Source organism: Vibrio sp. D173a (assembly GCF_030248475.1).
This window is the reverse complement of record NZ_JAHGAH010000362.1, coordinates 1-1,129: the sequence shown is the minus strand read 5'-3', so window position 1 is coordinate 1,129 and position 1,129 is coordinate 1. Positions and strand designations below refer to the sequence as shown.

Here is a 1,129-nt window from a genome sequence, read left to right as displayed (position 1 = left end):
ATTACGCAACAAAGCCGTGCGCTTGGCCAAACAGTTAAAGTCCTTACCACAAGAAAAAGTAAATCAAAATGCGGAAGGCAAAGCCAAGCTTAATTAAACATTACCACGCTTTGGAACAAACATGCGTCGACAGCCCCACTCCCCTCATAGCTGAGCTTACAAAGTGCCACAAAGCTCCGTACAACATACAGATAAGTTCCAGAACCTTCAAAAACGATATTTAATTGAGTGCATAGATATTTTTTTTCATCATTCTTAATGAAAGTTTGCTTGACGTCATTTTAATGATCTTTCGAGTATTTCTTTTCTAACTCAAGAACTTAACGCGCGGTAAGTAGATTCCTAGTCTCGCTTAGGCTCGCTGGAATGACACGTCTAAAGACACCGAGTGTAGTGATTCAGTTTTAGCGCTCGAATTAGAGCTCCCCCATAAACCTCAAACCTCACGTTCCAAAAAAGCGGACCGCGGAACTAAGTAAGACTGGTTAGCTTGCTTGTGGTTAAGCGCTCTTCCCTCCAACACGCGAGCACTTCTAGATTTGGTAGGTCTTGCTGACGTGTTTACTTTGTTTATCCATTTCAGAGCTCGTAGGCTATTTGGCAACTCGAATTAATTATAATTTTCATGTTATCAAGCCAGCATCTTCAAGTTGACTCGGTATAAAAAAACTATTCTTCTGATAATTTAAATTTATCTCATTGTTAATAAAATTAATATTAATCCAATTCCAACCCCCTATTTATAAGCTTCATAGTAATTACAATAAAATACATTTTACAAACATTTAAAAATAATCAATAAGATATTGAAAGTGTGATTTTTTAGTTATAACATCCCATTTCATTTTTAACGTTGGTTTAAATTTTAAAATAATCATGAAACTAAAAACACTATTATTAGTAACAACTCTGACTATATCTAACAATGTAGCTTCTCGAGAAGTCGAAGCGAAAATTTATTGCGGTAATAACGAGGGAACCCAATGGGGCTGGCTTCATACTGATGAATACAACCCTAGCAACGATAATGTAGTCACTGTTCGCGGTGAATTTAAATTCTTCCAAACAATGGTATACAACAATTGGGAAGATCCGCATTATATCCACAAGGGTGCGCTCATTCTTAGGG

1 pseudogene is annotated in these 1,129 nt (G+C 36.8%); it reads left to right on the top strand.

Annotated features, from left to right (window positions below):
- Positions 1–876 precede the first annotated feature (876 nt).
- Positions 877–1,129 (top strand): annotated as a pseudogene (locus KIV40_RS25845) (hypothetical protein); the annotation flags it as partial.